This window comes from Pseudomonas sp. IT-P294 (assembly GCF_949767865.1).
Lineage (GTDB): Bacteria > Pseudomonadota > Gammaproteobacteria > Pseudomonadales > Pseudomonadaceae > Aquipseudomonas.
The window spans coordinates 21,220-45,115 of record NZ_CATKQW010000011.1 but is presented as its reverse complement, the minus strand read 5'-3'; the positions used below and the strand labels follow the sequence as shown (position 1 = coordinate 45,115).

Here is a 23,896-nt window from a genome sequence, read left to right as displayed (position 1 = left end):
CTCACCAAGCACGTACAGCAAGCACAATAACAATAGGAACTGTCGGCTATGAAATCACTACTCAGTCTGCTCAAGGCAGCGCCTGCGCGTGCGCAGGACCCCACACTGGATTCCAAAGCGTTCAAGCGCTTGCGTCTGCAAACCCTGCTCTCGATGTCGCTGAGCTATGCCCTGTTTTATGTCTGTCGGTTGTCCTTCAACGTTGTCAAACCGGCGCTGGTGTCGCAGGACATCCTCAGTCCCAGCGAACTCGGCGTGATCGGCTCGGCGCTTTTTTTCACCTATGCGGTGGGTAAGCTGGTCAACGGCTTTCTGGCCGACTATGCGAACGTTCGTCGCTGCATGATGCTGGGGCTGGCACTCAGTGCGCTGGTCAACGTTTGCATGGGGCTGACCACCAACGCCGTAGTGCTGACGCTGGCCTGGGGTATCAATGGCTGGGCGCAATCGATGGGTGTGGGGCCTTGTGTGGTCTCGCTGGCCAGGTGGTACAGCGATCGCGAGCGCGGCACTTACTATGGCTTCTGGTCTATCGCTCATAACCTGGGTGAGGCGCTGACTTACATCGCCGTGGCGGCGGTAGTGGTTTCCTGGGGCTGGCAGTACGGCTACTGGCTCGCGACGGCCATGGGTATCCTGGGGATCATCCTGGTATTCGGCTTCATGCGGGATTCTCCTGAGAGCGAGGGTTTTGCGCCGGTCAATTCCAAGCCTCAACTCAAGGCCGCTGAAGGCGTGTCCAGCGTCACCTCCACGCAGTGGCTGCTGCTCAAGAGTCCGGCTCTGTGGCTGCTCGCCCTGGCATCCTGCCTGATGTACATCGGTCGCTATGCCATCAACTCCTGGGGTGTGTTCTTTCTCGAGAACGCCAAGCACTACGACACCCTGAGTGCCTCGACGCTGATATCGATCACCAGTGTCTGCGGGATTGTCGGCACCGGCTTGAGCGGCTTTGTCTCCGACCGCTTTTTCTCGGGTCGCCGCCATGGCATGGCCATTGCCCTTGGTCTCATGAACGCTGCAGGTCTGGCGCTGATCCTGTACGTGCCGGCTGATCATTACTGGCTGGACGTTCTGGGCATGATGATTTTCGGTAGTTCACTCGGCGCCTTGCTGTGCTTTCTCGGAGGGTTGATGGCGGTGGACATTGCGGGCAAGGCAGCCGCAGGCGCAGCGTTGGGCATGATTGGTATCGTCAGTTACACCGGTGCCGCCGCCGGTGAAATGCTGACCGGAATCATCATTCAACACAGCACCACCCTCACAGCCTCAGGCACCAAACTCTACGACTTTCATACCCTCTCTCAGTTCTGGGTAGGTGCATCGCTTGCATCGGTCTTGTTCACCTGCCTGCTCGCAAGAGTTTCTGCAACGCGACGCGGCAACGCTCAACACTCGCCCCTGCACACACACTCCTGACGCCCTGTAGTTGACGCCTCCCGGCGCCAGTCGCCGGGATGGGCAAACTCATGCCTGAAAAACGAGAACAACAATGAAACGCACGTTAATCGAGGTCTCCCGCTCCAGTCTGGTTGCAGCATTGAGCACTATCTGCCTGCTGCCCACGGCTTATGCCGAAGGGTTTGTCGACGATGCAAAGGTTGGGCTTACCTTGCGCAACTTTTACATGAGTCGAGATTTTGTCGACAACGGCGCGTCCAAGGCACTTCCAGGTCCAACCAAAAGGGGAGCCGCGGTCGAATGGACTCAGAGCTTCATCCTCGATGCCCGCTCCGGCTTTACTGCCGGAACTGTGGGATTCGGGGTGGATGCGCTTGGCATGTATGCGCTCAAGCTGGATGGGGGGCGTGGCACCTATGGCACCCAACTGCTACCCACTCATGATGGTAATCGACCTGCTGATGATTTCGGCCGCCTGGCGATTGCTGGCAAGGCGCGCTTTTCAAGCACTGAGTTGAAGGTGGGGGAGTGGATGCCTGTGCTGCCCATCTTGCGTGCCGACGATGGCCGGTCCCTGCCGCAGACGCTGGAAGGCGCTCAGCTCACCTCAAAGGACATCCCGAACATGACCTTGTATGCGGGACAGTTTCAGGGCAACAGTCAGCGCAACGATGCCAGCATGGAAAAGCTGTCGCAAAACGGCGTGGGCGTATCGCTCCATGGCAAGAACAGCATCGAGTCGGACCATTTCAATTTTGTCGGGGCGGAATACGGATTCAATGAAAAACGCACGATGGTCGGTGCCTGGTATGCCCAACTCGAAGATATCTACCATCAACAATTCTTCCAGCTCATTCACTCTCAACCCGTTGGCGGTGTCGTTCTGGGTGCCAATCTCGTGTATTTCAATGGGCAAGAAGACGGCTCGGCACGGGCCGGGAATCAGGACAATCGCACGATGTCGGGCCTGTTCTCGCTCAAGGCAGGCGCCAATGTGTTTTATGTGGGACTGCAACGACTGACGGGAGACAGTGCCTGGCAGAGGGTGGCGGGCGCCAGTGGTGCCACGGTCGCCAATGACAGCTATGGGTCAAGCTACGACAACGCCGGTGAGCGGTCCTGGCAAGTACGGCATGACTATGATTTCGCCGCGCTGGGCGTGCCCGGGCTTACGCTCATGAATCGCTATATCAAGGGCACTCATGCTCATACCGGCAGTGTGACCGATGGCAAGGAGGCCGGTCGGGAATCGGAAGTCGGCTACGTGGTGCAGAGTGGCAGCTTCAAATCGTTGTACGTACGCTGGCGCAATGCGACGGTGCGCCGGGATTACGGAAACACCAACAGCTTCAACGAGAACCGGTTGATCATTTCCTACCCGCTGTCGATCTTCTAGTGCTTCATGGGCTATCACGGCAAACCGGGTGCTGGACAGGATTGACCCACCTGCGTAACCGCTGTCCCTCGCCACAGGTTTCTTATCCTTCGATCTATCTGCTTTCATAAAAACGGGGCGCTCAGCGCCCCGTTTTTTATGGCGCCAGTATCAGTTTCCAGCGCGTCTGTTCAGCGCCTCTTCCTCCGCGACAATTTCCGCCTGGCGCCTGACGATCAAATCGCCCTTTGGCGGTCCCTGGAAGCGACGGGCTTCGAAGCCGAACCAGACGATGGCGGTCAGCACCAGGAAGCCGATGGTAATGTACAGCGCCCATTCGTTGGGTGGCTGGATGCCGATGACGAAGATGATCACCATCGAGAGGACCGAGAGCAGGGCGAACACCGTGTACCAGAATCGCCCCATGTTCCATGGCCCCATGGTGGGCCACTTCGAGGTGCCGTAGGTGAACAGGCCGAGCACGATGGGGATGATGAAGGAGAAGAACAGGAAGATCACCGTGCAGGACACGACGATGGTGTAGACCGGCGTTTCACCGATCGATATCACCGACGATCCCCAGTCGAACAATACCGCGAGCGTGGCGCCGGTCCAGATCGCCGCCACCGGGCTGCGAAGGGTTGGCGAAACGGAGGAAAGTGCCTTGGAGAAGGGCAGGCCGCCGTCACGGGAGAACGCGAAGATCATGCGTGAGACCGAGGTGACGGTCGCCAGTCCGCAGAGCACTTGTGAAATGAAAATGGCCACGTACAGCGCCGTTTTTACGGTCGGGTTGACTTGGGTGTCCATCGCCCAGAAAAACACGGTCCAGCCGTGCTTGGCGGCCTCGTCCATGCTCGGCAGCATCAGGACAAACGAGCAGAGCATGAGCCAGCCGAACAGCAGCGACCAGACCACTGAAGTGACCATGCCGCGTGGCACCGACAAGGTCGCGTTGTGTGTCTCTTCCGAGGTGTGCGCGGAGGCGTCATAGCCGGTGATGGTGTAGATCGGCAACAGCAGGCCGAGCATGAACACCCAGCTGTTCGAGACCTGCGGCCAGACGTTGCCGCCCGCTTCGCCGGAATAGTTGCTGAAGGTCCATAACCGGGCGAACTCATAACTGGGCGCCGATATCAGGCAGACGATGGTCAGCGCGAGCGCGGTGGCGAAGATCAGATACCCCGAGAAGTCGGTGAGCTTGGCGGTCAGGCCAATCCCCAGGTGATTGCACAAGGCCTGGAGGCCCGTGAGGATCGCCAGGAAAATCACCCGTGTCGTGATGGTGTCTTCCATGCCCAATGCCGGTCCGAAGGCGCCGAAAAAGAAGTAATACGTCCCGACGTTGATCGCGCCAAGCACGGTGATCAGGCCCAGCAGGTTGAACCAGGCCGTCAGCCAGCCGGTGAAGCGGTTACCGAGAATCGAGCCCCAGTGATAGAGGCCGCCAGCGGTGGGGTAGGCGGAGGAAATCTGCGCCATGGCCATGGCGAAGACCCCGGAGATCAGGCAACCGATCGGCCAGCCGATACCGATGGACGCGCCGCCCGCGCCCGAGGTGCCCTGGGCGAGTGAGTTGATGCCACCCGAGAGGATGCAGATGATCGAAAAGGAAATGGCAAAGTTGGAGAAAACGCCCATGCGTCGCGAGAGCTGCTGGGCATAGCCCATGCTGTGCAGCACCTTGACGTCATCGTCGTGCGGGCTTGCTGGCTTCATGTCGTGTGCCCCTTCAGGTTTTGATACGCATCCATCCGGGGTCCCGGATGGCTTGGTCTTCAACCCCTTGTCGTACTGCTCCTTTTTGCAACGCTGTCCGCGCGGCAACGGCTCTAGAGACGACCGTGATACGCCGCGTCGAAAATCTGTGCGGCACCGGCCCGTGTCAATGGCAGCGGGTTGCCACTGGCAGACGGATCGACAATCGCCATGTCGGCGATCAAATCGGCCTGCCGATCATCCACGCCCAGTTCTATCAACGTGTGCGGCACGCCGATGTCCTTGCGCAGTTTGAGGAGGAAGGCCAGGAAGCTGTCGAAGCCGGGCGAGGGCAATCGCAAGTAAGCCGCCAGGCGCGTGATGCGTTCTTCGATGGCGGGACGATTGAACTGCAAGACATAGGGCATGAACGTGGCGTTGGTCATGCCGTGATGGGTGTCATACAGCGCGCCCACCGGATGCGAGAGGGCGTGCATCCCGCCCAGGCCTTTCTGGAAAGCGGTGGCGCCCATTGCCGCCGCGGCGAGCATTTGCGCACGTGCATCAAGGTCGGACGGCGTATGCACCGCCCGCACCAGGGCATTGGCGACCATGCGCATGCCTTCCACCGCGATGCCGTCGGCCATCGGATGAAAACCGGGGGCACAGTAGGATTCCAGGCAATGCGCCAACGCATCCATGCCTGTGCCGGCGGTGACTTTTGCCGGCATGCCGACGGTCAGGGCCGGGTCGCTGATGACCACGCGTGGCATCATTTTCGGGTGGAAGATGATGCGTTTGGTGTGGGTTTGCTCGTCGATGATCACCGCCGCACGGCCCACTTCCGAACCGGTGCCCGCCGTCGTTGGTACGGCGATGACCGGGGCGATCCGACTGTCGTCGGCGCGGGTCCAGTAGTCGCCGATGTCTTCGAAATCCCAGACCGGCCGGGTCTGGCCGCTCATGAAGGCGATGAGTTTGCCCATGTCCAGGCCGCTGCCTCCGCCGAACGCGACCACGCCATCGTGTTTGCCTGCGCGCCAGGCATCGAGTCCGCCGGCGAGGTTGGCTTCGACGGGATTGGGCTTGAGGTCGCAAAACAGCGCGACACCCAGCCCGGCCGCGCGCAAGGCGTCCACTGCCGCGATGGTGATCGGGGCGCGCGCCAGGCCGCTGTCGGTGACCAGCAACGGTCGCTGGATACCCTGGCTGCGACAGACCTCGGCCAGTTCGGCGATGCGGCCGACGCCGAAACGAATGCTCGTGGGGTAGTTCCAGTTTCCGGTCAGGCTCATGGCTCAGGTCTCGTGGCGAAGATGGAAGGATTTCGCTCGGGTCAGGTGTTCGTAGCCCAGGGATGACAGCGTGACCCCGCGCCCGCTGTGCTTCACCCCGGTCCAGGCCAGGGCCGGGTCCAGGTAATCGCAGCGGTTCATGAACACAGTGCCGGTGTCGATTTGGTTGCCCAAGTGTTCCGCCGCGGCGAGGTCCTGGGTCCAGATGGACGCGCTGAGGCCGAATTCACTGTCGTTCATCAAGGCAATGGCTTCGTCGTCGCTGGCCACCGGCATGATGCCGACCACTGGGCCGAAGCTTTCCTCGCGCATGACCGACATGTCATGGCTGACGTCGACCAATACCTGCGGCGCGAGGTAGGCGCTGCCCGGCGCATCAAGGGGGAAGGCTTTCGGATCGATCAGGGCCTTGGCGCCTTTTGACAGCGCCTCGGCTATCTGGCCACGGACGAATTCTGCAGCGCCCGGGTTCACCAGCGGGCCGAGGGTGGTGGCTTCATCGAGTGGATTGCCCAGCACGTATTGATTGGTCAGCGCGACGAATCGCTCGACAAAGGCCGGGTAGATTTTCTTATCAACATAGATGCGTTCAACGGCGCAGCAGCTTTGCCCGGAGTTGAAGAAGCTGCCGTCCACCAGGTTTTCTACCGCGTGTTCAAGGTTGGCGTCTGCGCGAACGTAGGCCGGGTCTTTGCCGCCGAGTTCCAGGCCGATGCCGAGGAAGCGTCCCGTGGCGGCGGTTTCCATGGCCTTGCCGGCGGCGACCGAACCGGTGAAGTTCACATGCTGCACGCGGCCAGAGGCAATCATCGACGCGGTCTGCTGATGATCGAGCAGCAAATTGTGGAACAGGCCTTCCGGCAGATTGGCGCGGCGAAACGCTTCGGCGAACCGTTCGCCCACCAGCAGCGTTTGCGAGGCGTGTTTGAGGATGACGCTGTTGCCGGCCATCAGAGCCGGAATGATCGTGTTCACCGCCGTCAGATAGGGGTAATTCCAGGGTGCGACGACAAGCACCGTACCCAGCGGTTCACGTTTGATATAGCGGCGAAACCCCGCAATCGGCGTGGGCTCTATTGTTGCCAGGGCTTTGGGCGCGATGGCGATCATGTGCCGGGCGCGTTCTTCGAAACCGCGCAGTTCTCCCGCGCCATAGCGCACCGGGCGGCCCATCTGCCAGGCCAGTTCCGGGACGATTTCGTCCTTCATGGCCAGCATCGCGTCCACCGCAGGACTGCAAAAAGCGGCGCGTTCGCTCAGTGGTCTGCGTTTCCATTGCACCTGGGCGGCTGCGGCAGCCGTCAGCGCCTGCTCGATCTGTACGGCATCGGCGCAATGGCGCTCGGCATAGACCCGGCCATCGACCGGTGAGATGAGTTGAATCATCGAAGTCATGATCGCCTCAATAGCGCTCGAAGCCGCGCTGCAATTCCCAGTCGGTGATGCGCCGGTCGTATTCCTTCTGCTCCCATTCGGCGGTGTGCACGTAGTGGTCGATCACTTCATCGCCGAACGCTTCGCGCAACATCGTCGAGCCCTTGAGCGCGGTGCAGGCTTCGCGCAAGGTCTTCGACACTTCAGGCAAGTGTTCGTCGACGTAGGCATCGCCTTCAAAGGGCGGCGCGAGGTTGAGCTTCTCGTCGATGCCGGCCAGGCCCGCAGCGATTAACGCGGCGAAAGCCAGGTAAGGGTTGAGGTCGGCGCCACCGATGCGGCATTCAATGCGGATGGACTTGCTGCTTTCTGCGCACAGGCGAAAGCCTGCGGTGCGGTTGTCGCGGCTCCAGACCGCCCGAGTCGGCGCAAAGGTGCCGGCCTGGAAGCGCTTATAGGAATTGATGTACGGCGCGAGAAAACAGGTTATGTCGTTGGCATATTTGAGCTGCCCGGCCACCCAGGCGCGCATCAGTTTCGACATGCCGAACTCAGCCTTGGCGTCGAAGAACAGCGGCTTCTTGCCGTTCTTGTCCCACAGTGAATTGTGGATATGGCTGCTGGAACCGGCGGCGTCATAACGCCACTTGGCCATGAACGTGATCGCCTTGCCTTGCAGTTGCGCAATCTCCTTGCAGGCGTGTTTGATGATGACGTGGTGGTCGGCCATCGTCAGCGCATCGGCGTAGCGAATGTTGATCTCTTCCTGCCCCGGCCCCCATTCACCCTTGGAGTTCTCCACGGGGATGCCGCAGGCTTGCAGATGCTTGCGAATCGCCCGCAGCACCGGCTCTTCGCGGGTGGTCTGGAGGATGTTGTAATCCTCGATGTAGTGGCCGGCGGTTTTTGGCTTGTGGTAGTTGCGTTTGTGGATGGCCTCGTAGCTCTCGTCGAACAGGTAGAACTCAAGTTCCGAGGCGAACATGCCGGTGTAGCCGCGTTCGCGCAGACGCTCGATCTGCTTTTTCAGGATGGCCCTCGGGCTGTGGGGCAAGTCCTTTCGATGGTGATGATCGAGCACATCGCACAGCACCAATGCCGTGCATTCGAGCCAGGGCACTCGGCGCAACGTGGCCATGTCGGGCTTGAGCACGAAGTCGCCGTAGCCTTTGCTCCAACTGGCGGCGGCGTAGCCCGGCACGGGCTCCATGTCGATGTCGTCGGCCAGCAGGTAATTGCAGCAGTGGGTTTCTTCATGTCCGCTGTCGATGAAAAACTCGACCTGGAATCGCTTGCCGACCAGTCGGCCCTGCATGTCGACCATGCACACCAGAACGGTATCGATTTCGCCAGAGGCAGCAGCGCGCTTGAGTTGCTCGAAAGTGAGGAAGGGCTCGGTCATCACGTAATCCTGCGTGAATAGGTTGGGCCTGTCTGAGATAGCTGTTGCAGACGCTCTCCAGAACAAACCAAAACCTGCAGACGCGAGCATCGTGAGCAATAAGCTGCTCTTAGCTTAGCCTACGTCCGCTGAACGCAAGTTTTGTGCGGTGGCCATTCGTAGACCGGGCTAATTCATCGCACAGCGGAGTTGGCGGTAGGCGTCCACCAGTTGATCCTGGGTGAACGCGAGATTTCGCCCACTCGGATTGGGCAGGACCCAGACCAAAGCGTTGCCAAAAGTTTGGGATTGCCGCCCCCAGTTGATTTGCCGCTGGCCGGACAGCGCGCAATAAGCCGCTTTGCCGAGAAACGCCACACAGCGCGGCGCGTAGCGTTCGATCTTGCGTTCGAAATCGGCCGCCGCTGCGGTGAATTCGTGCAACGACAGCTGATCCGCCCGCGCGGTCGGCCGCTCAACCACGGCCGTCAATCCACACTGATATTGCAAGATCGTCCGATCGTTTTCCGGGCGCACTTCCTCAGGTGTAAAACCGGCGAGGTGCAGCGTGCGCCAGAAACGATTGCCTCTGCCGGCAAAGTGATGCCCTTGAGCGGCAGCGGTCAGGCCCGGATTGATCCCACAAAAAATCACCGCCAGTTGTTCGGCCAGAATGTCTTCAAGTCCTTCACTCACGATCAACCTCGCACACCGCAGATCACGCTGACCGCATTGCGCGCCAGTTCCGTCAGTTCTTCGCGGGATTTGCCCGCCCGTGCGCGGATCGAAATGCTGTGCAGCAGGGAGGAGGCGAGGACGGCGAGGGCGGCGGCGTCGACATCACTTTTCAGTTCGCCGGACTCGATGGCCGTTCGCAGGCGCGCTTCCAGGTCGGTGTCGAGCCTGCTGAGCCGGTCTGAAAGCACCTCACGAATTTCCGGGTCCTCGACAGCTTCGGTGGTCGCCGTGCCGATCGCAAAGCAGCCGCGCGGTTGGCCGTCGCCCGAGAAATAGATCGACAGCTGCCCTTCGTAGAACCGCATCAATGCATCGCGTAGCGGCAGCTGGGTGTCGGTCAGTGCCTCGTGCATCGCCGCGGCGGCAAATTCCCAATATTGCTCAAGCGCCTTTATGTAAAGCGCGTGTTTGTCACCGAATGCCGCGTAGAGGCTGGGGCGATTCATCCCGGCTGCGGTGGCGATGCTGTCCAGCGAGGCGCCTGAATAGCCGGTGCTCCAGAACACACCAAGCGCTTGCTGCAGGGCGGTTTGCGGGTCATAGGCGCGAGGGCGGCCACGGCCTTTTCCCTCGCTAATCTTTTTTTGTGCCATGTCGTACAAAATCCTTGATGGAAGGTGGGTGTGGGGATATTCTTACACCATCGCACAAAATTAAGGAACCAGAAATTCCTTGGTTTACGGTTTGTTGAAGCGGAGCTCGAACTGAGTGTTGCGGCGACGAAACAGGTGCGGCGGAGCGATCCTCCCGTCCGTGCTCGGGCTTGACTCCTCACAGCAACTATTGATGTCCGGCCCGGCACAGTGTTGGCCGGCCTGATTTCCCGGTTAAAGGTGTATTCGATCATGACTAAACAGTTCGACATCCCGGCGTCACAGAGCTTCGAGCACCCAGGCGTGAACCCTGGCCAGGCGCCCATCAAGAAACCGTTCAAACAGAAACTGCGACCGTGGCTGATGATCGGTTTGCCGGTGATCTTCGCCGCGCTGGGCTACGCCCGCTATCAGGCTGGCGCCGCTTTCATTTCTACGGATAACGCTTACGCCCGAGTGGCGAAAGCGTCGATCAATGCGCGCATTTCCGGGCAGGTGGTGGAAATCGCGGTCGAGGACAATCAGCGGGTACACAAAGGCCAGGTGCTGTTCCGGATCGATCCGAAACCGCTGCAGATCGCCGTTGATCGCGCCGAAGCACAGTTGAACGTGGCACGTCTGCGCATCGACGGGCTCAAGGCCAGCTACCGCCAGCAGCAGGCTGAGTTGCAATCGGCCAAAGAGTCGGCTGATTTCGATCAGCGCGAATTTGCCCGCAAGAAGGCGCTGGTCGCGACCGAGTTCGTCTCGCGCGCTATTTACGAACGTGCCGACACCGACCTTAAAGTGGCCCGGCAACGGATCGCCTCTATTGAGCAACAGATCGCCAGCACCGTAGTTGCGCTGAACGGCAATCCGACGATTGAAGTCGACACCCATCCGACGGTTCGCGAAGCCAAGGCGCAACTCGACGAGGCGCAGCTCTACCTTTCGTACGCGACGGTGTATGCGCCGGACGACGGCACGGTAGCCAAGGTCGACGACTTGCAGGTAGGCAACTACGTCAACAGCGGCGCGCCAGCCTTTGCGTTGTTGTCCGATCACGAGATTTGGGTCGAGGCCAACTTCCGCGAAACGGACGTCACCCATATGCGTCCCGGCCAGGAAGCGACCGTCAGTATCGACACCTACCCTGATCACGTTTTCAAGGCTCACGTGACCAGCATGAGCCCGGGTGCCGGCTCCGACTTCGCCTTGCTGCCACCGGAAAATGCGACCGGCAACTGGGTCAAGGTGGTCCAGCGTGTTCCGGTACGGCTCGAATTCGATGAGACCGATCCCGCCTTGCCGCTGTTCTCGGGCACCAGCGCCACGGTCAAGGTCGATACCGGCTTTCGCACGCCTTGGTGGCATCCGCTCAAGACATTGTTGACCGCGGGTAACTTCTGATGAACGCCAACCATGCCGGACCTCAAGGTGCGGGAACGTTAAGGTTCGCTGCGCTGCTTGCCACGTATATGCAGTCGGCGAGCCTGCCACTTCCCAACGCCGTACTCAGGTTGATTCAGGGCAGTATGTCGATGACCGACGACCAGGCTGGATGGGTCTTCACCTCGTACCTGGCGGCGAGCGCCATCACGCTGCCGATTGCGCAATGGCTCGCCGGACGCTTTGGCCTCAAGCGTGTTTATCAAACCGCGCTGGCCTTTTTCGTCCTGGGCCTGCTGCTCGCCACGCAGGCCACAACGCCGCTGGAGTTCATCGGCGCGCGGATTATCCAGGGCCTGGCGAGTGGCGTGCTGGCGCCGCTGTCGATGGCGATTGCCATGGAGACGTTGGCACTGGAAAAACGGGCGAAATTTGGCGCGACCTGGACCGCCATCGTGCTGTTCGGCATCGTCAGCGGCCCGAGCATCGGCGGCCTGATTGGCGAGCATTTCGGATGGCGCCTGATCTTCTACATCAGCGTCCCGTTGTCGGCGTTTATCGGCTTGGTGATCGCGCTGTTGCTGGCCGAGAAAAAGGCTGAGAAGCGTCCGTCGTTCGACTTCTTTGGCTTTGGCAGCTTCACGCTGGGTTTGATCAGCCTGCAAATGCTGCTCGACCGTGGCGAACGCCTGGACTGGTTCGCCTCGACCGAGATCTGGCTGGAGGCCATCGGCTGTGCCCTGGGGCTCTACCTGTTCGCTGTGCATGTGTTGACCACGAAGGTGCATTTCCTCAACAAGCGCTTGTTCCAGGACCGCAACTTCGTGCTGTCGACGACGATCTTCTTCGCCGTGGGGTTTGTACTGTTGTCGACCATGGCCCTGACGTCGCCGATGCTCGACGAGATTCTCGGTTATCCGCCGGACACCACCGGGTCCCTGACGATCCCGCGCGGCATCGGACTGGTCGGTGCGTTTCTGCTGATGGGGCGTGTCCCCGAGCGCTTTGACCGGCGGTTTTTCGTGGCGGTGGGCGTGGCGCTGGTGGTTTACGCCAACTGGCTGATGCTCGGTTACTCGCCGCTGATGGACTGGTCGCCGGTGGCAGTGGCGGGGGCGATCCAGGGCATCGGCATCGGCATGTTGATGCCGTCGCTGACGAAAGTCGCGTTCAGCACGCTCGATCCAGCGTTACGTCCGGAAGGCACCGGTATTTTCAATTTGTTCCGGGTCTACGGCAGCACGCTGGGCGTGGCGATTGTGCAGCTGTATTTCTTCAACAACACGCAAGCGATGCACCTGGCGCTGGCCAGCAACCTGACACCGTATCGCCCGGCGCCGACGTCCCTGCAAGCACTGGCGGGGCTCAACGAAATGATCACAGGGCAAGCGGCTTTTATCGCGGTGATCGATCAATTCAAGATTTTGATGGTGGCGATGCTGGTGGTGAGTCCACTGGTTGTCTTTCTTCGCAAGCCGGTTTCGGCCCAATAGTTTTCGTGGAGTATGCCCAATGAAATCCTCTGCACGCTTCATCAACAGACAGACTTTTAGAACCACGTTCGGCGCGATGGCGGCCCTTGCATTCCTGACCGCCTGCACCGTCGGCCCTGACTATCAAATGCAACCGCCGAGCGAGTCGCAGCACTACGATCAACAGGCCGAGCAGCGCCTTGGTCCGCGTGGCAACACGCCGGGTGAACAACACATCGCCCTCGGCCAGAAGGTCAACGGCAACTGGTGGACGGCGTTCCAGTCGCCGAAGCTCGACAAGGTTGTACGCCGCGCCATCGAAGGCAATCTTGAGCTGGTGGCCGCGGACGCAACCATCCGCCAAGCGTCGTCTTCGGTGGCCGCGGCGCAAGGTGCGTTGTACCCGCAAGTCGATTTTGGCGGCCAGGCGGGCCGCCAACGGGTGCATAACGCTAAGGAGCCCGCCACCACCAATTTCTATGCGATCGGTCCACGGGTTGGCTTCGACCTCGATGTGTTCGGCGGCAACAAACGTCTGGTCGAACAGCAAGAAGCGTTTACCGATCTGCAGAAGCATCGTTATGAGGCGGCCTATTTGACCTTGACGGGCAACGTCGCGAGCCAGGCGTTGCTGGTCGCGTCGGCCAACGCGCAGATGGCGGCGGTCGAGAAGTTGCTGGCCAATGACACGAAAAACCTCGACCTGGTGCGCAGGGCACAGGTCAGCGGCGCCACCACGCAGATCGACGTTTCGCTGGCCGAAACCCGCCTCGCCCAGGACCGCACGCTGTTGCCACCGCTCGCTCAGCAGCGCGATGCCGCCCGCCACGCGCTGTCGATTCTCACCGGCAAAGGCCCTGGCGACTGGATCGCGCCGGACTTCGATTTTGCCGAGTTCGTGTTGCCGGCCAACGTGCCCGTCAACGTGCCTTCGGAAATGGCCCACGGTCGGCCGGACGTATTGCAAGCTGAAGCCGAATTGCACATGGCCAGCGCGGCAGTGGGCGTTGCGACCGCCAATCTCTATCCCCATGTCACGCTGTCGGCGTCGCTGGTACAGGCCGCTTCGGGCAATGGCGGCGCGGCGCTCTGGGGCTTTGCGGCCGGGATCGCGGGGCCGCTCTTCGATGGTGGAACGCTCAAGGCAGAACGTCAGGCAGCCGTCGACGGCTACAAGGCGACGCTCGCCGGCTACCAGCAGACGGTCATTCAGTCGTTCGGCCAGGTCGCTGACTCGTTGCAGGCCATCAACCATGACGCCGAGGAAAACCTGGCGCAGGCAGACGCGTTGCGCGCGGCCGAAAGCAGTTTTCAGTTGAACCAGCAAGCCTACGCACAGGGCGAGAACAGCATTCTCCAGGTGTTGGAAGCGGAGCGCGCTTATGAACAGGCACTGCTGGGTCAAATCAAAGTGAAAACCGCGCAATACCTCGACACGGTGCAGCTCTACGTAGCGCTCGGCGGCAATTCCGTCGGTGCGTTCGAGCAACGCGTTGCCAGTCGCGATGAACCGAAGCCTTCGTATCAATAACCCCGGACTTTTTGGAGTAAGAGAGATGTACGAATCATTTTACGATGATCTGCGTGACACCAAATTCCCGTTGAACAACGGCTCCAGTGCAATGCCGGCCGTAGGCTTCGGCACCCTGTTTCGCGACCTCAGCGTCACCACGCAAGCGGTCAAGGCCGCGCTGGAGGCCGGCTTTCGTCATTTCGATTGCGCCGAGCGCTATCGCAATGAAGAACAGATCGGCGTTGCGTTCAAGGAAGTCCTCGATGAAGGAAAGATCCGCCGCGAAGACCTGTTCATCACCACCAAACTGTGGAACACCAACCACCGTCCCGAGCGTGTCCTGCCGGCGTTCGAGGCCAGTTGCTGGCGTCTTCAGGTCGATTACATCGACTGCTACCTGATTCATACGCCCTTTGCCTTTCAACCTGGCGACAACCAGGACCCGAGGGATGAAGAGGGGCACGTGATCTATGACAACGGCGTCACGCTGATCGAGACCTGGAGGGCGCTGGAACGTCTGGTGGACGAAGGCCGCTGCGGGGCGATCGGCTTGTCGGACATCACGCTTGAAAAGCTGCGGGAAATTGTCGCCGTGGCGCGGATAAAGCCAGCGGTGGTGCAGGTCGAATCTCACCCTTATCTGCCTGAATGGGAGCTGCTGGAATACTGCAAACAACACGGGATCATCGTCCTGGCGTTCGCGCCACTGGGTCACGGCATGCAGCCCAATGTGCTGGAAGATCCGGTGATTACCCAGATTGCCACGCGTGTGCAGAAGACCCCGGCGCAAGTGGCGCTGGCCTGGTCTGTGCAACGAGGAGTCGCTTTTCTGACCACGTCTGCTACACCGAGTCATATTCGGGAAAACATTGATATTTCGACGCTGCCACAACGGGCCATGGCTGAAATCCAGCAGGACATTACGACCCGTATCCGATTCAACTCGGTGGTGGAAACCGGTGTGCCTGGCTTTATTCCCCGCAAGAAATAGCCCATGACCCGGGGGCGGCCTGCCACAGGCCGCCCCGTTTCTTTCTTTTTCCCGAGGTGAAAACGATGGACGTTTTCCAGACCATGCGCTTTTTCGTTGCGGTGGCCCAAAGTGGCAGTTTTACGGCAGCGGCTGAGGTGTTGGACACCACCACGACCAACGTTTCCAAAGCGGTCTCCAGCCTGGAAGCCAGGCTGCAGACACGGCTGATCAACCGCACAACCCGACGCCTTGCGTTGACCGAAGCAGGCCTGCGTTATTTGCAACGCTGCGAGAAGATTCTGGAAGAGATTCGTGACGCGGAGCAGGAAGCGGGCACGGCGCATACCCTGCCTTTGGGGCGGCTGAAAATCCACGCGATGTCAGCGGTGGGCAATCACTACGTGATCGATGCGATTGCCAAATACAGAGAGACACATCCGTCTGTGACGTTTGATCTGACGCTGACAAATCGCCTGCCGGATTTGCTGGAGGAGGGCTATGACATGTCGATTGTGTTGGCCCGGGACCTGCCCGATTCAGGTTTTGTCGCGCAGCGGCTCGGCATTACGTACAGCATTCTCTGCGCGTCGCCGGCGTACTTGAGGAAGCGCGGATACCCTGACACACCAAAGGCGCTGGCCGCCCATGACTGTTTGAAAATCGTCAACACGGTGATGCCGGTTGAAAGCTGGGTACTGGAAGGGCCCGAAGGCGTGGAGACCGTTAACGTTTCGTCGTCACCGTTTCACATCAACACTGCCGACGGCATGAGCGTGGCGATTGCCAATGGCATGGGCATCGGCATTCAGCCTATTGCTTCTGCGGTCGATGGCCTGAGAGCGGGCACGTTGATGCGTGTGTTGCCCGAACACCATCTGGAAGAGCTGAATCTGTATGCGATCTACCCGTCACGAAAGTTCGTGGATGCAAAAATAAAGACCTGGGTGGAGTTTCTTAAACATTCCATCCCGGACGTGTTGGCCAGCGACGAAAAAATCGTCGGATCGGCGAAAAAAAACCAACTTCACTGACAGCGCAGGCATGGAGTGTCGACCCTCCATCATCCTGACTGTATTCAACCATTTGAACATCCGGTGCCCATCACTTGGTACTGAAGGATGTGACGTTGACCGTGAGAGTCTTCATAAGTCATCTGCGCCGCAACCGGTGCGCATTCGTTGGGAATGTCTGAGATCGCGATGATTTTCTTGATGTCCAGCGACGTGCCATACACGTAGCTTTCAACCGGTGTTTTGTCGGCTCCGGTCGTTGAGTGGCCGCTGTCTGCAAAGGCCTGTGTGCCTAAACCGCCCAGCGCCAGGAACAGCGCTACTTTAAGGATTTTCATTTGATTCTCCGTTTCGTCTTGGGTTGACCCGACGGGCCAGTGGCGCCTTGCGTCATCGGTGTACCGGGTTAGTGACAATGCTAGGTGTTCAGCCCTTCCTCAAACAGCGTCCAGCTGGACAAACACTGTTGCCGGATTGCGTATGAATAGGAGGCTTGAAAAATGCCAATGGCGCTGCGGTGGCCCCTATGGCATCGTCGGAAAAATACGTCGTACAGCGAACAGGATCGGCACGATGGAGGAGGGAGAAGAGGTCGGCACACAGGCGTCGATGGCCACGCTCAACGCGTTCAATCTGTGTGTGCTGCACCTGGGGCGGCTGGCGCGGGATCGCGGCTCGTCACAGTTCATCGCAGACGGCCTGCAAGCGTTTCGCGAGCTGGTGCCGTTCGCTTCGGCGTGGTGGGGCGAGATGTCCGCCTCAGGTGCCAATGCTCCCCCCAAGAGCTGGATGCACGGGCGTATCAACCTGCCTGCATCGTTTGCCGCCGAATGGCACAAAAGTGCGGGCAGCGACAAATTCTCCCATGACACCTTGAGTCAGCCTGGAGCGGTCGTGCGCGACAGCGGCTTCACCGACCCGGATGCAGAGGTGGACGCGTTCGCGCGGCGCCACGACCTCTACCACCCGATGTGCATTACCTTCGAGCTGCCGGAAAGCGGCTTGATGTTCTTCGTCTGTCTCTACCGTGGCGTGGGTGCTCCAGCGTTCAACGACAGCGAGGCCGGTTTGTTTGCGGCTTTCTGCGACCACCTGTTGCAGCTGTGGCGGTTTCAGGTGCAGGACATGATTCGCATCGACACCGGCAACGGCGCGACCGACTTTGGCGTGGCACGCATGGACGGCAGCCTGTTGTACGTGGGCGCCAGCCTATGTGTCGCCATTCAGCGTGAGTTGCCTGGGTGGAGCGGTTCAATGTTGCCGGCTGAGGTGATCGCACAGCTGCACAAAGCGCCCTGCGTAATGCGCCTGGGCCGTTGCACGCTGACGCTGAGTCCCAACGCCGAGCACGTCATCCTGTCGCTCGAAGCACAGTCGCGCGGGGCGGTGCTGGCGCCGCGGGAGCGCACAGCAGCGATGCTGTTCGCGGCGGGACATTCCTACAAAGAGATTGCCAGGATGCTTGCCTTGAGCCCTGCGACGGTGCGCACCTACCTGCGCAATTGCTACTTGCAGCTTGGCGTGAAGAGCAAGGTGGAACTGGGTTCCGTCCTGCGCGATGCCACGCGCCGCGATTAATTGCGTATATCTCGCCAGTTGAAATGCAAATCCCCTGTGAGAGCGAGCCTGCTCGCGATAACGGCGCGTCAGTCGACGTCAATCTTGCCTGATACACCGCCATCGCGGGCAAGCCCGCTCCCACGGAGTTGTTGATGTCGCTGGGCTATTTGCCTTACCCCTCCTCATTTGCAGAGGTCCATTCAGAGGCCGCGATCTATAGGGTATGCCCTGAATATCAGGGGCTTGCGCGGCAGTCTGTCCGGGCCACTTCGAAAACGATAAGAACAGGGGTGAGGCAGTTGAAAATTTCCAGGCAGTTTATCGCGATTGCGACGACTACGGCAGTGTCCTGCGTGGCACTGGTGGGGTGTCAGACACCGGGCTTGGCGCCCGCTGACAGGGTGATGCACAACGGCTATGTCTATACCGTCGATGGCCAGAATTCAGTGCAGCAGGCGATTGCCGTGAAGGGTGGGAAGATCGTCTATGTCGGCAGCGACGAAGGGGTTACCTCGTACATCGGCCAGCACACTCAGCTGATCGATCTGGCTGGGCGCATGCTGATGCCCGGCTTCATCGACGCGCATATGCACCCGGGGGACGGCGGCCGCGCCATGACCTTGTGCGACCTGAAATACCAGACAATGACGCGCAAGGCGTTTCAGGAAACCATCCAGGCGTGCCTGGATGCCGACAAGAACAAGGGCCCCGATGTCTGGCTTGAAGTCGGCAGCTGGGATCGCATGGGCATGGACGGACTCGACGGCGATCCGGACAAGTCGACACTGGATGCGCTGAAGACCAAACGTCCGATTCAGGTGCGCTCCACCGACTTCCATACCGTGCTGACCAACTCCCGAGGCCTGGAAGTGGCCGGTATCAACAAGCACACGGCCAATCCGAGCGATGGCAAATACGTGCGCGACAACGCCGGCAACCCCAACGGCATCTGCGAGGACGGTGCGGCCGATGCCATGGCCGCTGTAGTGCCGCCCGCCACCGATGCAGAAAAACTCACGCAGACCCGCGCGGCGCTCGACGCGATGCGCCAGCAAGGCATCACCAGTTTCTTCGATGCCTTGTCCGGGCCGGAAAACGGCAAAGCGTTCACCCGTCTGCAACAGTCGGGCGAGCTGACTGCCCGGGCCTTGCTGGCGATCAAACTGGACCCGGCCGCGGCTGCGGCAGACCCGGCGAAAACCATTGCCGAGGCCAAGGCGTTGGCCACCACTTACGATCAGGGCCAAGCGCAACCGGCGCCGGGCGTCAGCATGCGTCACGTCAAATTGTTCATGGACGGCATCATCAATGCGCCGGCGGACACGGGGGCGATGTTGACGCCGTACCTGCGCAATGCCGGCACCGAGAAAGCGCCAAAGTGGACGCCCGGCAAGAACGTCGGTGAGCTGTATTTCCCCCCGCAAGTGCTCAAGCCGCTTCTGTTGCAAGCGGTGCAGGCCGGTCTCGATCCGCATCTGCACGCCACGGGCGACCGCGCAGTGCGTGAGTCACTGGATGGCATCGAATACGTGCGCCAGCAACTGCCGGGCAATGCTTTTCGCCCGACCATCACGCACAACGAATCCGTGGATCCGGCCGACTATCCCCGTTTCAAGGCCCTCGACGTGACCGCCAACATGTCCTTCCAGTGGGCGCAGCAGGCGCCGTCTACGGTCGACGGCACCAGCGATCACCTGGGGGCTCAGCGGTTTGCCCGAATGGAGCCGTCAGGCAGCATCGCCCTTGCCGGCGGCCGCGTGGCGTATGGCAGCGACTGGCCCGTCGACCCGCTCGACGAGTTTCTCGCGTTGAAGATTGGTGTCACTCGCTCGGGCGATCCGCTGAACCCGCACAGCTACGGTCCCCAGTACGCCGGCAGACTGAATGCCGATCCGGCACTGTCGCGCGCGGACGTGCTGCGCACCATCACGATCAACGCCGCCGAGCAACTGAACCTGGACGCTGTGGTCGGCTCGATTGAAGTGGGCAAGTTCGCCGACCTGATCGTTCTCGACAAGAACTTCATGCAGGTGCCCGAGGCAGAACTGGCCCGCAATGAAGTGCTGATGACGGTAGTCGGGGGCAAGGTCGTGTGGGCCAAGGCGCCGTTCATGGGGCTTGATCGGCAACCGGCTCAAGTCGCAGTGACGGAACCACAATAAGCGCAACTGACTGCCCGAATGCCCGTCAGTTAAATGCAATCCCTGTGGGAGCAAGCCTGCTCGTGTAGCGGTTTACGGGCTGGTCCGCAATTCAGGGTTGGCGGTAACCGGCATGTCTTCGAGCGTCTCCTATACTGATCCGCGTTGACAGGTTCAACGCAGATCATGAAGGCCGTTAGAATAGCGACGGCTTCCCTAAGACCCAACAGTCAGGAGAACGAACATGACCATCCGTATTGGCGACGAAGCCCCGGACTTTACCGCCGAAAGCACCGAAGGCACGCTGCATTTTCACGAGTGGATCGGCGACAAGTGGGCGATCCTGTTCTCGCATCCCAAGGACTTCACCCCGGTGTGCACCACTGAGCTCGGTTACATGGCAGGGCTCAAACCGGAGTTCGATAAACGCAACACCAAGATCGTCGGGCTCAGCGTCGACCCGGTCAGCAATCATGCGAACTGGGCCAAGGACATCGAAGAGACCCAGGGGCATGCGGTCAACTACCCGATGATCGGCGACGACAACCTGGTGGTGGCCAAGCTTTACGACATGATCCATCCCAATGCCAGTGGCGGCGCACGCACGGCCGTGGATAACGCCACGGTGCGTTCGGTGTTCATCATCGGGCCGGATAAAAAGGTCAAGGCGATGCTGATCTACCCGATGAGTGCCGGGCGCAACTTCGATGAAGTGCTGCGCTTGCTCGATGCGCTGCAATTGAATGCCAAACACACCGTCGCCACCCCGGTGAACTGGCGTCCGGGCGAGGACGTGATCATTCCGACGTCGGTGTCCGACGAAGACGCGAAGAAGAAATACCCGGACGGCTTCAAAACCGTGAAACCGTATTTGCGCACCGTGGCACAACCGAAATAATCCATTCGTACGGAGACTCAGATGGCTGTTCAAATCTTTCGCGCCGAAGCGATTCATGTCGACAAGATCGCCGGCCTCTTCGATGCGTATCGAGGTTTTTATGGCCAGCCCTCCAACCTGGCGCAGTCCCGGGATTTCATCGCCGAACGCCTTGCCCGGGACGAATCAGCAATTTTTTTCGCCGAGGACGCCACCGGCAAGGCACTGGGCTTTGTCCAGTTGTATCCGACGTTTTCCTCCATCGACGCCTATCGCACCTGGCTGCTCAGCGACCTGTTCACCGCCCCCGAGGATCGGGGGCGGGGAGTGGGGCGATCACTGATGAATGCTGCGCGGGCCTTCGCAGTGTCGACCGGTGCCAAGGGCATGGTGCTGGAAACGGCCACGGACAATCTGGGGGCGCAACGGTTGTATGAGTCGTTGGGCTATGTGCGTGATAGCGGTTATTACACCTACTGCCTGGATTTGAAGCAGGGCTGAGCCAATCCTGGCGGGTGGCCCATCAACGCGGCGGCAACTTCCAGGCTTCACGCAATTGTTCATACTGCGCCTCGGGCATTTGCACCAGTAGCGGCGACTGACCAGGGTCCAGCCAGTCGAACAGCCGCGAAATATCCGCCGGGTCCATCGCTGTGCAGCCCAGCGTCGGGGAGCTGGGACCACGCCAGATATGGAAAAAGATGCACGAACCCGAAGTCGGGGACGCTGGCGTGTTGTGCTCGATGAAAATGCCTTGGCGATAGCCGGATTCACTGCGCATGTGTTCGGCGCTGTTCCAGTCCTTAGCCATCGCCGCGCCGTCGATCAGTTGGTTGTAATGTTTGGAGGTGCTGTCATCCACGCATTCGGTGGTGGGTGTGAGGGCGAGGTAAGGCAGTTTTGTCGCGGCCGTGGTGTCGTAGCCGAAGGCTGTGCCGAGCCTGAAGATCCCGGCCGGTGCTTTGCCGTCGCCTTCGCGTTTGACCGGCCCTGCAACGGGCTCGACGTTACCCGGGCCCTTGCCCCATGCCAGGCCGTTTTTGCCGACCACCACTGCAAACCCGTCGCCGACTTTTCGAAAGGTGTTCCCGTCCCGTTCATAACGCTGGGCTGTGCCCTGGATGTCGTCCCAGTTCTTGGTGGTGACCACAATCAATTGATGGCTGCTGTCGAGCACATCACGCGCCGTCAGCGGCGTGATGGGGAAATCCATCACGGTTTTCGGCGCGCCCTCTGCGCTGTAAGTGAAGTGCCACCATTCTTTGGAATACCCGGCAAAACCCTCTTTTTCCATGGCGCTGCCGAGACGTTGGCGGTTTTCTTTGGCCAGCGCGTTGATCGTCGGGTTGGCGGTATGCGCGCGCTCATCGAAACAATCGAACCCGGTGCCCATATCGAGTGCGCCGTCGTGCCAGCGCTGGCCGTAAGGCGCGGTGCAATCGACTTGCGCGGCCGAGGACGTCCAGGTGTCGGCGGGCAACGCGTTCGGACCGGTCAGTGTGAGGTCCACGGTCGAACCCCTGGAGTGATTCGACACCCGCGCTACATAGCCCAGGTGCCAGAAGTCCTGCTTGTCCACGCGCGGGTAGAACTCGGCCTTGCGCGGGTCACCGGGCTCGGTGGCGAAGCGAGCCATATCGGCCACGGCACGGCTGGGCCGATAGCAGTCGAACACCTTCAAGCCATAGCCTTGTTTTTGCAGTGCGCTTTGTACCCGGGCCAGGGCCTTGGCAGTGTCCAGCGAGAGCATGCACTCCGGCGCGGCATAGCCGTCGAGCGGGTGCCCGGTGAAGTTGTGTGCGCCCGCGTAGCGAATGTCCTGCTCGATACTTGGATCAATCGCACGCAAATACACCATGTTGTCCGGTCTTGGCTCGGCGCCGGCCATGGCAGGCATGACGATGCTCAGCAACAGGAGAGGGCGTGCGAGCAGGCGGCGCAGTTGGGCTGCAATCGCCAGTAAAGCGGGCATGGAAACGTTCAGGTTTAAGCGCATGAAGTGATCGTCGAGTCTGCGGAAGGCTTCAATCGATCTTAAACCATGCCGCCCGGTTCTGGCCGATTCATGTCTGGCCTGTGTGCCCTGGCGATATTTTGAGGGACGCCCTAGGAGGCTCGTTGTCAACGTCGCGACAGCACGGGGCGCTTTGAGGAATAGGGCGGGTTATCGGCCACAGGCCGGTCTCGGGTAATTGATGGCGAATCGTACACCATCACTTTTTCGAGGATTTGCCGCTGGCGGGAATGTGCAGGTAAGCCATTACGCTTTCGGTCAGCTCGGTCGCCAGCTTGACGGCTTCTTTGTTGCGCGCCATCACACCGGCCACCAAGCCTTCGATCAAGGCGAGCACCGCGATGTTGGAACTGGTCAACACCGGATGGTCGGCGGGGGCAAACAGCGTGTGTTCGGCAATGCTGGTGAGCGGCGAGGCGGGTGAATCGGTGATGGCCAATACCGAGGCGCCACGCTCGTTGGCGAAACGGGCGAGTTGCAGGGTGTCGAGGGAATAACGCGGCAGCGAGATCGCCAGCAACACATCCTGATCGGTGATCGCGGCCAGACGATAAGCAGCGTTTTCGTTACCGCCCTCCATGCTGATGGCGGTGGCGTCCGCACAGAAGGGCATCAGGGTCGAGGCGGCGAGGCCGGCGAAGTACACGCTGTTGCCAAAGCCCAGGATGTAGATTTTGCGGGCGGTGGTCAGCCGTGTGACGAACGCTTCAAAGGTGTCTTCGTGGTTATTGGTCGCCGCGGTGGCAAGGTTGCTGCTGGCGCTCTGGATTTGCTCATGCAGGCCAAACGCACCGTCGGGGCGATGGGCCAGTTCGTTACGCAGCTTGTCGACCGGCGACACCATCTGCTGCAAGGTCGCGACCAGTTCGGCCTTCATGCCGGTGTAGCCGCCCAGGTTCAGCGCCTTGGCCAGCCGGTTGACCGCAGCGGGCGAAGTGGATGTTTCGTGCGCCATCTCCTCGATCGTCAGCGTCGCGGCCTTCAGCGGGTGACGCAGGATAAAGTCCGCCACCTTGCGCAGGGACGGCTGAAGGTCGGCAACGATTTCCGCCAGTTTGCGCATCACCGGCGCGGCATAGACCGTGGTGTTTTTCGAGGGGGTCGGCATATCCG

20 protein-coding genes are annotated in these 23,896 nt (G+C 60.4%); 11 read left to right on the top strand and 9 right to left on the bottom strand.

Going from position 1 to position 23,896, the window contains the following annotated elements; all coding sequences use genetic code 11:
* Window positions 1–48 precede the first annotated feature (48 nt).
* Both ACM6I0_RS07640 and ACM6I0_RS07635 read left to right on the top strand, forming a co-directional pair.
* The gene (locus tag ACM6I0_RS07640; RefSeq protein ID WP_222586647.1) at window positions 49–1,419 is read left to right on the top strand and encodes an MFS transporter; all 1,371 of its coding nucleotides are present in this window, start codon (window positions 49–51) and stop codon (window positions 1,417–1,419) included.
* A gap of 73 nt (window positions 1,420–1,492) precedes the next feature.
* Window positions 1,493–2,797 (top strand): OprD family porin, encoded by a 1,305-nt coding sequence (locus tag ACM6I0_RS07635; protein WP_414921913.1) that lies wholly within the window; start codon window positions 1,493–1,495, stop codon window positions 2,795–2,797.
* Window positions 2,798–2,947: 150 nt separating this feature from the next.
* Here ACM6I0_RS07635 and ACM6I0_RS07630 read toward each other — a convergent pair whose 3' ends face one another.
* From ACM6I0_RS07630 to ACM6I0_RS07605, 6 genes are all read right to left on the bottom strand, one after another.
* Entirely contained in the window at window positions 2,948–4,495 is a 1,548-nt protein-coding gene (locus tag ACM6I0_RS07630) for an amino acid permease (RefSeq protein ID WP_285429426.1), read from the bottom strand.
* Between the two features lie 113 nt (window positions 4,496–4,608).
* Window positions 4,609–5,769: an iron-containing alcohol dehydrogenase gene (locus tag ACM6I0_RS07625; RefSeq protein ID WP_414921912.1), complete on the bottom strand. Its 1,161-nt coding sequence runs from the start codon at window positions 5,767–5,769 to the stop codon at window positions 4,609–4,611.
* 3 nt (window positions 5,770–5,772) lie between these two features.
* A complete protein-coding gene (locus tag ACM6I0_RS07620; protein ID WP_414921911.1) occupies window positions 5,773–7,164 on the bottom strand; it encodes an aldehyde dehydrogenase family protein in 1,392 nt (463 codons plus the stop codon).
* Window positions 7,165–7,171: 7 nt separating this feature from the next.
* On the bottom strand, window positions 7,172–8,545 hold the full coding sequence (locus tag ACM6I0_RS07615; protein WP_414921910.1) for a glutamine synthetase family protein: 1,374 nt from the start codon (window positions 8,543–8,545) through the stop codon (window positions 7,172–7,174).
* Window positions 8,546–8,713: 168 nt separating this feature from the next.
* A complete protein-coding gene (gene mug / locus ACM6I0_RS07610) occupies window positions 8,714–9,220 on the bottom strand; it encodes a G/U mismatch-specific DNA glycosylase (RefSeq protein ID WP_414921909.1) in 507 nt (168 codons plus the stop codon).
* A gap of 2 nt (window positions 9,221–9,222) precedes the next feature.
* Complete coding sequence (locus ACM6I0_RS07605) at window positions 9,223–9,855, bottom strand: TetR/AcrR family transcriptional regulator (RefSeq protein WP_414921908.1); 633 nt, start codon at window positions 9,853–9,855, stop codon at window positions 9,223–9,225.
* A 252-nt stretch (window positions 9,856–10,107) separates the two neighbouring features.
* Here ACM6I0_RS07605 and ACM6I0_RS07600 point away from each other — a divergent pair, with 252 nt between their 5' ends.
* The 5 genes from ACM6I0_RS07600 (at window position 10,108) to ACM6I0_RS07580 (ending at window position 16,212) form a co-directional block, all read left to right on the top strand.
* Window positions 10,108–11,244 carry an HlyD family secretion protein gene (locus ACM6I0_RS07600; RefSeq protein ID WP_414921907.1) on the top strand — a complete coding sequence of 379 codons (1,137 nt, stop codon included), beginning with the start codon at window positions 10,108–10,110 and terminating at the stop codon, window positions 11,242–11,244.
* On the top strand, window positions 11,244–12,716 hold the full coding sequence (locus ACM6I0_RS07595; protein ID WP_414921906.1) for a DHA2 family efflux MFS transporter permease subunit: 1,473 nt from the start codon (window positions 11,244–11,246) through the stop codon (window positions 12,714–12,716). Before ACM6I0_RS07600 ends, ACM6I0_RS07595 begins: the two co-directional genes overlap by 1 nt.
* Window positions 12,717–12,735: 19 nt before the next feature.
* Entirely contained in the window at window positions 12,736–14,226 is a 1,491-nt protein-coding gene (locus ACM6I0_RS07590; RefSeq protein ID WP_414921905.1) for an efflux transporter outer membrane subunit, read from the top strand.
* A gap of 25 nt (window positions 14,227–14,251) precedes the next feature.
* The gene (locus tag ACM6I0_RS07585) at window positions 14,252–15,199 is read left to right on the top strand and encodes an aldo/keto reductase (protein WP_414921904.1); all 948 of its coding nucleotides are present in this window, start codon (window positions 14,252–14,254) and stop codon (window positions 15,197–15,199) included.
* 65 nt (window positions 15,200–15,264) lie between these two features.
* Entirely contained in the window at window positions 15,265–16,212 is a 948-nt protein-coding gene (locus tag ACM6I0_RS07580; protein ID WP_414921903.1) for a LysR family transcriptional regulator, read from the top strand.
* A 44-nt stretch (window positions 16,213–16,256) separates the two neighbouring features.
* Here ACM6I0_RS07580 and ACM6I0_RS07575 read toward each other — a convergent pair whose 3' ends face one another.
* Window positions 16,257–16,529, bottom strand: coding sequence for a DUF2790 domain-containing protein (locus ACM6I0_RS07575; protein ID WP_414921902.1), 273 nt, complete (start codon window positions 16,527–16,529; stop codon window positions 16,257–16,259).
* Between the two features lie 235 nt (window positions 16,530–16,764).
* Between ACM6I0_RS07575 and ACM6I0_RS07570 the strand changes: the two genes are divergently transcribed.
* From ACM6I0_RS07570 to ACM6I0_RS07555, 4 genes are all read left to right on the top strand, one after another.
* On the top strand, window positions 16,765–17,769 hold the full coding sequence (locus ACM6I0_RS07570) for a response regulator transcription factor (protein ID WP_414921901.1): 1,005 nt from the start codon (window positions 16,765–16,767) through the stop codon (window positions 17,767–17,769).
* 281 nt (window positions 17,770–18,050) lie between these two features.
* The gene (locus ACM6I0_RS07565; RefSeq protein WP_414921900.1) at window positions 18,051–19,913 is read left to right on the top strand and encodes an amidohydrolase; all 1,863 of its coding nucleotides are present in this window, start codon (window positions 18,051–18,053) and stop codon (window positions 19,911–19,913) included.
* Window positions 19,914–20,136: 223 nt separating this feature from the next.
* Window positions 20,137–20,790 (top strand): peroxiredoxin, encoded by a 654-nt coding sequence (locus ACM6I0_RS07560; protein ID WP_285429412.1) that lies wholly within the window; start codon window positions 20,137–20,139, stop codon window positions 20,788–20,790.
* Between the two features lie 21 nt (window positions 20,791–20,811).
* Window positions 20,812–21,270 (top strand): GNAT family N-acetyltransferase, encoded by a 459-nt coding sequence (locus tag ACM6I0_RS07555; RefSeq protein ID WP_414921899.1) that lies wholly within the window; start codon window positions 20,812–20,814, stop codon window positions 21,268–21,270.
* Window positions 21,271–21,292: 22 nt separating this feature from the next.
* Here ACM6I0_RS07555 and ACM6I0_RS07550 read toward each other — a convergent pair whose 3' ends face one another.
* On the bottom strand, window positions 21,293–22,741 hold the full coding sequence (locus ACM6I0_RS07550; RefSeq protein ID WP_414922523.1) for a M15 family metallopeptidase: 1,449 nt from the start codon (window positions 22,739–22,741) through the stop codon (window positions 21,293–21,295).
* A 241-nt stretch (window positions 22,742–22,982) separates the two neighbouring features.
* Window positions 22,983–23,891: a MurR/RpiR family transcriptional regulator gene (locus ACM6I0_RS07545; protein WP_285429409.1), complete on the bottom strand. Its 909-nt coding sequence runs from the start codon at window positions 23,889–23,891 to the stop codon at window positions 22,983–22,985.
* Between the last annotated feature and the right edge of the window lie 5 nt (window positions 23,892–23,896).

Excerpts from the sequence above, each read along its gene's own strand:
- ACM6I0_RS07640 (WP_222586647.1), top strand. The coding sequence starts at position 49 with ATGAAATCACTACTCAGTCTGCTCAAGGCAGCGCCTGCGCGTGCGCAG.
- ACM6I0_RS07635 (WP_414921913.1), top strand. The coding sequence starts at position 1,493 with ATGAAACGCACGTTAATCGAGGTCTCCCGCTCCAGTCTGGTTGCAGCA.
- ACM6I0_RS07630 (WP_285429426.1), bottom strand. The coding sequence starts at position 4,495 with ATGAAGCCAGCAAGCCCGCACGACGATGACGTCAAGGTGCTGCACAGC.
- ACM6I0_RS07625 (WP_414921912.1), bottom strand. The coding sequence starts at position 5,769 with ATGAGCCTGACCGGAAACTGGAACTACCCCACGAGCATTCGTTTCGGC.
- ACM6I0_RS07620 (WP_414921911.1), bottom strand. The coding sequence starts at position 7,164 with ATGACTTCGATGATTCAACTCATCTCACCGGTCGATGGCCGGGTCTAT.
- ACM6I0_RS07615 (WP_414921910.1), bottom strand. The coding sequence starts at position 8,545 with ATGACCGAGCCCTTCCTCACTTTCGAGCAACTCAAGCGCGCTGCTGCC.
- ACM6I0_RS07605 (WP_414921908.1), bottom strand. The coding sequence starts at position 9,855 with ATGGCACAAAAAAAGATTAGCGAGGGAAAAGGCCGTGGCCGCCCTCGC.
- ACM6I0_RS07600 (WP_414921907.1), top strand. The coding sequence starts at position 10,108 with ATGACTAAACAGTTCGACATCCCGGCGTCACAGAGCTTCGAGCACCCA.
- ACM6I0_RS07595 (WP_414921906.1), top strand. The coding sequence starts at position 11,244 with ATGAACGCCAACCATGCCGGACCTCAAGGTGCGGGAACGTTAAGGTTC.
- ACM6I0_RS07590 (WP_414921905.1), top strand. The coding sequence starts at position 12,736 with ATGAAATCCTCTGCACGCTTCATCAACAGACAGACTTTTAGAACCACG.
- ACM6I0_RS07585 (WP_414921904.1), top strand. The coding sequence starts at position 14,252 with ATGTACGAATCATTTTACGATGATCTGCGTGACACCAAATTCCCGTTG.
- ACM6I0_RS07580 (WP_414921903.1), top strand. The coding sequence starts at position 15,265 with ATGGACGTTTTCCAGACCATGCGCTTTTTCGTTGCGGTGGCCCAAAGT.
- ACM6I0_RS07575 (WP_414921902.1), bottom strand. The coding sequence starts at position 16,529 with ATGAAAATCCTTAAAGTAGCGCTGTTCCTGGCGCTGGGCGGTTTAGGC.
- ACM6I0_RS07570 (WP_414921901.1), top strand. The coding sequence starts at position 16,765 with ATGGAGGAGGGAGAAGAGGTCGGCACACAGGCGTCGATGGCCACGCTC.
- ACM6I0_RS07560 (WP_285429412.1), top strand. The coding sequence starts at position 20,137 with ATGACCATCCGTATTGGCGACGAAGCCCCGGACTTTACCGCCGAAAGC.
- ACM6I0_RS07555 (WP_414921899.1), top strand. The coding sequence starts at position 20,812 with ATGGCTGTTCAAATCTTTCGCGCCGAAGCGATTCATGTCGACAAGATC.
- ACM6I0_RS07550 (WP_414922523.1), bottom strand. The coding sequence starts at position 22,741 with ATGCCCGCTTTACTGGCGATTGCAGCCCAACTGCGCCGCCTGCTCGCA.
- ACM6I0_RS07545 (WP_285429409.1), bottom strand. The coding sequence starts at position 23,891 with ATGCCGACCCCCTCGAAAAACACCACGGTCTATGCCGCGCCGGTGATG.